The sequence below is a fragment of the Aquabacterium sp. genome (assembly GCF_021768455.1).
Taxonomy (GTDB): Bacteria; Pseudomonadota; Gammaproteobacteria; order Burkholderiales; family Burkholderiaceae_C; genus Aquabacterium.
Window position 1 is genome coordinate 38,586 of sequence record NZ_JAIZVX010000012.1, and the last position, 8,092, is coordinate 46,677.

The 8,092-nt window shown below is 69.2% G+C and carries 7 protein-coding genes; 3 read left to right on the forward strand and 4 right to left on the reverse strand.

The annotated features are described in order from the left end of the window. Positions 1 to 142: 142 nt before the first annotated feature. Both QZ994_RS03135 and epsE read left to right on the forward strand, forming a co-directional pair. On the forward strand, positions 143 to 2,527 hold the full coding sequence (locus QZ994_RS03135; protein ID WP_290868077.1) for an EAL domain-containing protein: 2,385 nt from the start codon (positions 143 to 145) through the stop codon (positions 2,525 to 2,527). Positions 2,528 to 2,764: 237 nt separating this feature from the next. Further along, on the forward strand, positions 2,765 to 3,577 hold the full coding sequence (gene epsE / locus QZ994_RS03140; protein ID WP_290868079.1) for a polysaccharide export protein EpsE: 813 nt from the start codon (positions 2,765 to 2,767) through the stop codon (positions 3,575 to 3,577). 111 nt (positions 3,578 to 3,688) lie between these two features. Here epsE and QZ994_RS03145 read toward each other — a convergent pair whose 3' ends face one another. Together QZ994_RS03145 and QZ994_RS03150 are read right to left on the reverse strand one after the other, a co-directional pair. Continuing rightward, a complete protein-coding gene (locus QZ994_RS03145) occupies positions 3,689 to 4,954 on the reverse strand; it encodes an RsmB/NOP family class I SAM-dependent RNA methyltransferase (RefSeq protein WP_290868081.1) in 1,266 nt (421 codons plus the stop codon). Then, positions 4,932 to 5,882 (reverse strand): sterol desaturase family protein, encoded by a 951-nt coding sequence (locus QZ994_RS03150; protein WP_290868083.1) that lies wholly within the window; start codon positions 5,880 to 5,882, stop codon positions 4,932 to 4,934. The genes QZ994_RS03145 and QZ994_RS03150 overlap by 23 nt, the downstream gene beginning before the upstream one ends. A gap of 175 nt (positions 5,883 to 6,057) precedes the next feature. On the opposite strand from QZ994_RS03150, the gene QZ994_RS03155 reads away from it, so the two are divergent. Further along, positions 6,058 to 7,083: an AraC family transcriptional regulator gene (locus QZ994_RS03155; RefSeq protein WP_290868086.1), complete on the forward strand. Its 1,026-nt coding sequence runs from the start codon at positions 6,058 to 6,060 to the stop codon at positions 7,081 to 7,083. On the opposite strand, the gene arfB is transcribed toward QZ994_RS03155, so the two are convergent. Further along, entirely contained in the window at positions 7,073 to 7,468 is a 396-nt protein-coding gene (gene arfB, locus QZ994_RS03160) for an alternative ribosome rescue aminoacyl-tRNA hydrolase ArfB (RefSeq protein ID WP_290868088.1), read from the reverse strand. The genes QZ994_RS03155 and arfB overlap by 11 nt on opposite strands. 5 nt (positions 7,469 to 7,473) lie before the next feature. After that, the coding region (locus QZ994_RS03165; protein WP_290868092.1) for a protein kinase at positions 7,474 to 8,092 on the reverse strand (619 nt) is incomplete at its 5' end.

Consider the following 8,092-nt stretch of genomic DNA (forward strand, 5'->3'; position numbering starts at 1 on the left):
ACGCCAAATGACCACCCATTCGGGCGTCGGGTCTGCCCTGGGCCGTGGCACGGCGGCGGCACCACATCGCGGGGCCATGTGCCCGCAGGGTCACTTTTCGCGCCATCATGTGCAGCATCGGGCGTTCGCGATGTGGGTGTACATGGTGTGGAAGAGGGAGCAAGGCGATGGCTGGTTGCAGCGCGGCAAGGTTTGCCTGCTGGACTGGTGGCGTGAGATTCAGCCCGACGAGGCCCTGGATGGCCCCATGGCGCGTCATTTCCGCGCCCGCCAGATCCAGGCCCTGCTGAGCCTGCTTCCCCTGGCCGCCCTGAGCAACGCGCTCAACGCCATCACCGTTTGCTGGGTCTTCTGGCCGCGGGCCGACCACCTCTGGCTCTCGGCCTGGTGCCTGAGCGTGGTCATGGCCACCGCCAGCGTGGCCGTGTGGTGGCGCCGGCTGGTGAGCGGTCAACCCCGCCCCATGGCCTCGCGCCAGGCCATCCGCCTGGTCACGGTGCAGGTCATGGTCTTCGCGGTGATGTGGGCCAGCCTCCCCATCTCGCTGTTTCCAGGGGCCGACCGCACGGGCTCGTTGCTGCTGTCCACCCTCACGGTGGGCATGATCTGTGGCGGGGCCTTCATGCTCAGCCCGCTGGCGCCGGCGGCGCTGGGCTTTGTGTTGGTGCTGGTGCTGACCTGCTTTGGGGCCCTGAGCCAGTCCAGCTACGCCGACAGCGGTGCGCTCATGGGCATGCTGGGCGTCTATGCCGTGATGATGGGCGGGGTGATCTTCACCAATGGCCGTGTCTTCCTGAGCCGCATGCGGGCCGAGGCCGAGACCGACCGGCAGAAACAGCTGATCGACCTGCTGCTGCGCGACTTCGAAGAGCACGCCTCCGACTGGCTCTGGGAGATCACCGACAGCGGCCACCTCAAGCACGTTTCGACGCGCCTGGCGCAGTCCTTTGGCCAGCCGGGCAAGGTCTTGCAGCAGCGCAGCTTCGTCGAACTGCTGGGCCACATGCTGCCGCCCGATGATGCCGAAGGTGCGGCGGCCCTGGCCCAGCTCACCAGCTGCATCCGTCTGGGGCAGCCGTTCCGCGATCTGGAACTGCCGGTCGAGGTGGGGCACGAGATCCGCTGGTGGTCGCTCACCGCCAAGCCCCTGTTCGACGAGCGTGGCCGCTCTGCCGGGTGGCGGGGTGTGGGCTCGGACATCACCCAGTCTCGCCAGGCGCGCGATGAGCTGGCCCGCCTGGCCAACTTCGACGCACTGACCGGCCTGGCCAACCGCCATCGCTTCAGCACCGAGCTGGAGCGGCTGGGGGGTGCCGCGTCGGCCGAAGGCCTGCGGCCCTGCGCCCTGGTCTTCATCGACCTCGACAACTTCAAGCACATCAACGACTCCCTGGGCCATGCCGTGGGCGACCAGCTGCTGCGCCGCCTGGGGGCGCGCCTGCGGGCCTGCGTGGCCGATGGCGACCTGCTGGCCCGTCTGGGCGGCGACGAGTTCGCGCTGCTGAGCTGGCGGCATGCCGACCGGGCTGCGGCCGGTGCCCTGGCCGATCGCCTGCTCACCCTGGTCAGCGAACCCTGTCAGCTGGAGGACGCCATGGTCGAGGTGCGCGCCAGCATCGGCATCGCCCTCTCGCCCGACGACGGGCAGGACCCCAAGGCCCTGCTGCAGTGCGCCGACCTGGCCCTCTACGTGGCCAAATCCGCCGGGCGCAACACCTGGCGCTTCTTCGATGCGGGCATGGCCGACCAGGCCCGCGCCCGCGTGCGCCTGCAGCACGAGCTCGGGCAGGCGCTGCTGAGCGAGCAGTTCATGCTGCACTTCCAGCCCCAGTTCGACCTGCGCGGTGGTGCCGTGATCGGCTTCGAGGCCCTGGTGCGCTGGCAGCACTCCGAGCGCGGGTTGATCGGCCCGGGCGAGTTCATCCCCGTGGCCGAAGAGACCGGCCAGATCGTGCCCCTGGGCAACTGGGTGCTGCGCGAGGCCTGCCGCCAGGCGGCGGCGTGGCCGGTGCCCTTGCGCGTGGCCGTCAACCTCTCGGCGGTGCAGTTCCGCAGCTCCGCCGTGATCGAACTGGTCGACGAGGCCCTGGCCCGCAGCGGCCTGCCGCCCGAGCGCCTGGAGCTGGAGATCACCGAGTCCGCCCTGATCGAGGACCACGTCGGTGCCCAGGCCACGCTCACCGCCTTGCGCACCCGTGGCGTGCGCGTGGCGCTCGACGATTTCGGAACCGGTTACTCGTCCCTGGCCTACCTGCGTCGCTTCACCATGGACAAGCTCAAGATCGACGGCATGTTCGTGCGCTCCCTGGGCAGCGATGCCGGCGCCCAGGCGGTGGTCACGGCCATCATCAGCCTGGCCAAGGCCCTGCGCCTGGAGACCACGGCCGAGGGCATCGAGACGCCCGAGCAGCTGGTCATGCTCAAGGCCCTGGGCTGCGACGACGTGCAGGGCTACCTCGTGTCGCGGCCCATGCCCGGCCACGAGGTGGCGGCCTACCTGGCGGGCAGCCACGGCCTGGCCGCCTGAGGCCGCTTCCGCCGGCCGCTGTATCCCCTGGCATCCCTTGAATGAAGGGGGGCTTGGGCCGGCCGGGCCCGTGGCGGCGCGGAACCTGCTGGAAAGAAGCGGGTCCATCCGGTCTTCATCGGGCGTTGTATCCACGACCGGGGGCTGCCACGGCGTCATCCTCGGGTGATACATTGACCGTCAAAGTTCATTTCGGCCCTTGCGGCCTCCATCGTTCCTGAAAAGAGGGTTTTCTTTATGAAGTGGATGCGTGTTGTGGCACGGTGGTGCCTGGCGACCATGCTCTTGGGTTACGGCCTGATGGCCCAGGCCGCGAGTTCGGCCGATTACGTGCTGGGTGTGGGGGACGTGGTCCGGATCACGGTCTACCAGAACCCCGATCTGAGCCTGGAGACCCGCATCAACGAAGGCGGCACCGTGTCGTATCCGCTGCTGGGCACTGTCAAACTGGGCGGCCTGTCCATCACCGATGCCGAAAAGAAGATCGCCACCGGCCTGAAGGACGGCAACTACCTCAAGCAGCCCCAGGTCACCATGCTGCTGATGTCGGGCAAGTCCAACCAGGTGTCGGTGCTGGGCCTGGTGAACCGCCCCGGTCGCTACCCTCTGGAAGCCGGCAGCTCGAAGCTGAGCGAAGTGCTGGCCGTGGCCGGCGGCATCGTGGCGGGTTCGGGCTCCGACGTGGTCGTGGTCTCCGGCCTGCGCGGCGGCAAGCCCTTCCGCAAGGAAATCGACTTCCCCAAGGTCTTCGCCTCCACCGGCTCTGAAGACGACTTCGGCCTGGAAAACGGCGACTCCATCTGGGTCGACCGTGCTCCGCAGATCTACATGTACGGCGAAGTGCAGCGTCCTGGCGCCCAGATCCTGCTGCGCGACACCACGCTGCTGCAGGCCCTGGCCTCGGCCGGTGGCCTGACGCTGCGCGGCACCGAGCGCGGCATCCGCATCCACCGTCGTGATGAATCGGGCCAGACCAAGGTCATCCAGCTCGACATGAACGACAAGCTCAAGGCCAACGACATCATCTACGTCAAGGAAAGCCTGTTCTGATCAGGCTGGACTGAGCGCCGACGCAAGAAGGCGCTTGCCCCAAGCAAAAAGGGCCCGGGGTTCACACCTCGGGCCCTTTGTCTTGGGGGGCAGAGAACGCTCGGTTCTTCCTCAGTCCTTCTTTTCCCAGGCCACGGCGTAGAAGCCGTCGGTGGCATGCAGGTGCGGCCACAGGCGCAGGTGGCCGGCGGGGGTCACCAGGGCTTCGGCGTTCGTCACGCCGGCCTGTTCCAGCTTCTCGCGGGCGTCGAGCTGCACGAAATCCGGGTGGGCGGCGGTGAAGGCATCGGCGATCACCTCGTTTTCGGCCGGCATCAGCGAGCAGGTGGCGTAGACCAGGCGGCCGCCCGGCTTCAGCAGGCGCGAGGCGCTCTCGAGGATGGCGGTCTGCTTGGCCTGCAGCTCTTCGATGGCCTTCGGGCTCTGGCGCCACTTCAGATCGGGGTTGCGGCGCAGGGTGCCCAGGCCGGAGCAGGGGGCGTCGACCAGCACGCGGTCGATCTTGCCGCGCAGGCGCTTGATGCGGTCGTCGTTCTCGTGCGCGATCTGTGCCGAATAAACGTTCGACAGGCCGCTGCGGGCCAGGCGGGGCTTGAGGTTCTCCAGGCGGTGGCCCGAGACGTCGAAGGCGTAGAGTCGGCCGGTGTTGCGCATCATGGCGCCCAGAGCGAGGGTCTTGCCGCCGGCACCGGCGCAGAAGTCCACCACCATTTCGCCGCGCTTGGCGCCCGTCAGCAGGGACAGCAGCTGGCTGCCTTCGTCCTGCACTTCCACGTGGCCGCCGGTGTAGAGCGGCAGTTTCTGCAGGGCGGGCTTGCCCTCGATGCGGATGCCGGTGGGGCTGAAGGGCGTGGGCAAGGCTTCGATGCCGGCTTCCTTCAGCTGCTCGATGACGGTTTCACGCTTGGACTTGATGGCGTTGACGCGCAGGTCGAGCGGGGCACCGCCCGAGAGCGTCTCCACCAGGGCCCAGAAGCCCTCGGTGCCGAGTTGCTCGCGCAGCTTGTTCGACAGCCAGTCGGGCATGTTGTGCCGCAGCTTGTCCTGCAGGGTGGTGCGGTCGATGGTGGCGACGCGCTTGAGCCATCCGGCCTCGTCGACCGTGATGCCGTTTTTCAGGATGTGTTCCTGGCCGGCCCAGGCCAGCAGCACCAGGCGGCGCTCCATGGGGCCATGGCCGGATTGGGCCAGGTGGGCCCAGAGCAGGCGCTGGCGCAGCACGGCGTAGGCCGTCTCGGCCAGGGCTCCGCGTTCGCGCATGCCCAGTTCTTTGTGCTTGCGGAAAAAGTAGGAGACGATGCTGTCGGCCGGGGCGTCGAGCTTGAGGACTTCATGGACGAGTTGGGCCGTGAGGTCAATGAGGGCGTTCGGATGCATGGGGCGCATTATCGGGGCTGCGCCCGGGTCGTGCCCATTCCGGTGGCGCCCACAGGTGGCGCAGGCGCAGAGAAAGCGGTCCCGGGGCCAGCATGTCACGCCCCATGGCCACCCATTCGTGCAGGGTCAGCCACAGCGGGTTGTGGCCGTACACGGGGCGCACCAGGCCGTAGTCCACCGGCTCGGTCTCTTCCACGAAGGTGCCAAAGAGGCGGTCGAACACGATGAGCGTGCCGCCGTAGTTGCGGTCGATGTAGCGCGGGTTGCGGCCGTGGTGGGCGCGGTGGTGCGAGGGGGTGTTGAAGACGAACTCGATGGCCGGGTGCAGGCGGCCCACCCACCGGGTGTGCACGAAGAACTGGTAGGCCAGGTTGCAGGAGAGCGCGAACAGCACCCAGCGCGGCTCGAAGCCAATCCACACCATGGGCAGGTAGAACAGCCAGTTGCCGGCGATGCCGTAGAGCCAGCTCTGGCGCATGGCGGTGCCGAAGTTCATGAACGTGCTGCCGTGGTGCACCACGTGGGCGCACCAGAACCAGCGGATGCGGTGGCTGGCGCGGTGGAAGCCGTAATAACAAAGCTCCACGCCCAGGTAGAGGGCGGCAAAGCTCAGGGGCGTGAGCGCGATGCGGGTCAGGCTGTGCGCCCAGACCCAGTCCATGGCGGGCAGCACCAGGGTGAGCACCAGGGCGACGTCGACCAGGGTGTAGACGCCGCCCAGGTTCAGGCTGGCCAGGGTGTCTTTCACATGGTGGCGACCCTGGCCGCGCCAGCGCCACCACTCGATGGCCACGGCCAGCAGGAAGAGGGGGGCCAGGGCGACGAGCAGCCAGTCGCGCAGGTCGGTGTGCCGGCCCAGGGCCTGGTTGACCAGGGTGACCAGCGAGGTGAGGGCGGTGAGGAGGGGGGAGAGCAAGGCGTCGAACATGCCCCCCATGGTGGCCAGGCCTGCCGTTTCTGGCTTGACCCGGCCTGCCGGAAGATTGACAAGGCACGCCAATCTGCGCCCGTCACCCTGCGACTTGCCCTCATGGTCGGCGGGCGCTTCTGTCGGCATGATTCCGGGCTCCAGAGTCACATCGGCTGCCTGCCCGACGAACGCCATGCCCGAATCCCGTGTTGCGTCCAGTTATGTGCGCCTGCTGTACGAGTACCTTGAGCGCCAGGGCCTGGACCCTGCCCAGGTGCTGGGGGAGCGGCTCGACGAATCGGCGCACTTCGTGCCCATGTCGGACTGGCAGGCCATGCTGCGCCGGGTTGACGCCCTGGAGCAGCGTCCCGCCCTGGCTTTGCGCATCGCGGAAGGCATTGGCGCGCGGCACTTCGGGGTGGTGGGCTACGCCGCCCTGGCCTGCGGCCACCTGATGGAAGCCCTGCAGCGCCTGGAGCGTTTCCACGCCTCGGTCTACGATGCCAACCCCGCCACCGTCACGACACTGCCCGATGGCGTGGCCATCGAATGGGGTGTGGCCCGTGGCAAGCCGGGCGCCCTGGTGGACGAGACCGCGATCGCCTCCCTGGTGCAGCTGGCGCGCGACCTGACCGGGCGCTACTGGCCGGTGCGTGCCGTGGCCTTTGTCAACCCGGCGCCGGCCCTGACCCAGCCCTACAACGATTTCTTCGGCTGCGAGGTGGCCTTTGGCGCGCCCTGCACCCGCCTGGTGATCGATGCCGGCCACCTGATGCTGCCGCTGCGCAAGTCGGATCCGGCCCTGTTGACCCTGCTGGACCACCAGGCCGAGCAGCTGCTTCGCGAGGTGGCGGCCGTGCCTGCTGTGGTCGACGCCTGGCGCCGCACCCTGGTGCCCCTGATCCGAGAGGGGCACATTTCCCTGGCCGCCCTGGCCGAGGCCCATCACCTGAGCACCCGCAGCCTGCAGCGCCGCCTGGCCGAGCAGGGCACCAGCTTTCAGGGCCTGCTGGACCAGACCCGTCGCCACCTGGCCGAGCGCCACCTGATGGACGGCCAGCTGGACCTGGCCGAGATCGCGCTGCTGCTGGGCTACTCAGAGCAGAGCGCCTTCACCCGGGCTTTCCGGGCCTGGACCGGCCTGGCCCCTGCGCAATGGCGCCGCCGCCAGCGGGCCAGCCTGGCCGAGGCCGCCCGCGAGCCTGCCTTCAGTCACTGACCCGGCCGCGGCTCGCCTTCACGTCCGAACGCTGGCGCTTGCCCTCCAGCCTGCGGCGCTGCGAGGCGCGCGTGGGCCGGGTGGCGCGCCGCACCGTGGGCGCCACGGCCACGCTGTCGACCAGGGCCTGCAGGCGGGCCAGGGCGTCGGCGCGGTTCATCTCCTGGGTGCGGTGCACCTGGGCCTTGATGACCAGCACGCCTTCGGCCGTGATGCGCCGGTCGTTCAGGGCCATCAGCCTTGCCTTGACGGGCTCGGGCAAGGACGAGGCCAGGATGTCGAAGCGCAGGTGGATGGCGCTGGACACCTTGTTCACGTTCTGCCCGCCCGCCCCCTGGGCGCGCACGGCGCTGAGCTCGACCTCGTCTTCCCGGACCGTGGGCATGGCGCTCAAGCCGGGCCGATGCGGGCCAGCGTGGCCAGCACCTCGGGCATGAGGGGCCGTTCGGCCACGCGCTCGTCCAGGCAGCGCTGGGCCAGGGCGGAGAAGGCCAGGCCTTCGGCGCAGGTGGCATCGCTTGGCGTCAGGCGCTCGGCCAGTTCGGACAGCAGGCAGCCCATGGCACGCACCTCCAGGCGCATCAGGCCCTGGGCCTGGCGGGCATCGGCCGGCAGGAAGGAGGCCGCGCCGAAATCGCCCAGCCGCACCTCGCGCGGGCCGGGTGCGCCCTGCGCATCCCACAGGGTGTTGTGGGCGTAGAGGTCGCCGTGCAGCAGACCATGGGCGTGCAGGTGGGCCGTGGCCGCCGCGATGCCGCTGGCGATGCCCAGGGCCTGCGCCAGCCGGAAGCTCTGGCCTTCGGCGTAGACATCGCGGCTGCAGCTGGCGAAGCTGGGCGGGCCGGCCAGCGTCTGGCAGTGCGCGGCGATGCGCGGCATCAGCAGGCCTTCGCCGCCTTGCGGGTGGCCGCTGACCAGGCCCAGGGCGCCGATCAGGTGCGGGTGGGTGCCGGCGGCCAGGCTGGCGGCCAGCTCGCTGTGCGGCAGGCCGTCGCTGGTCATGCTGCCC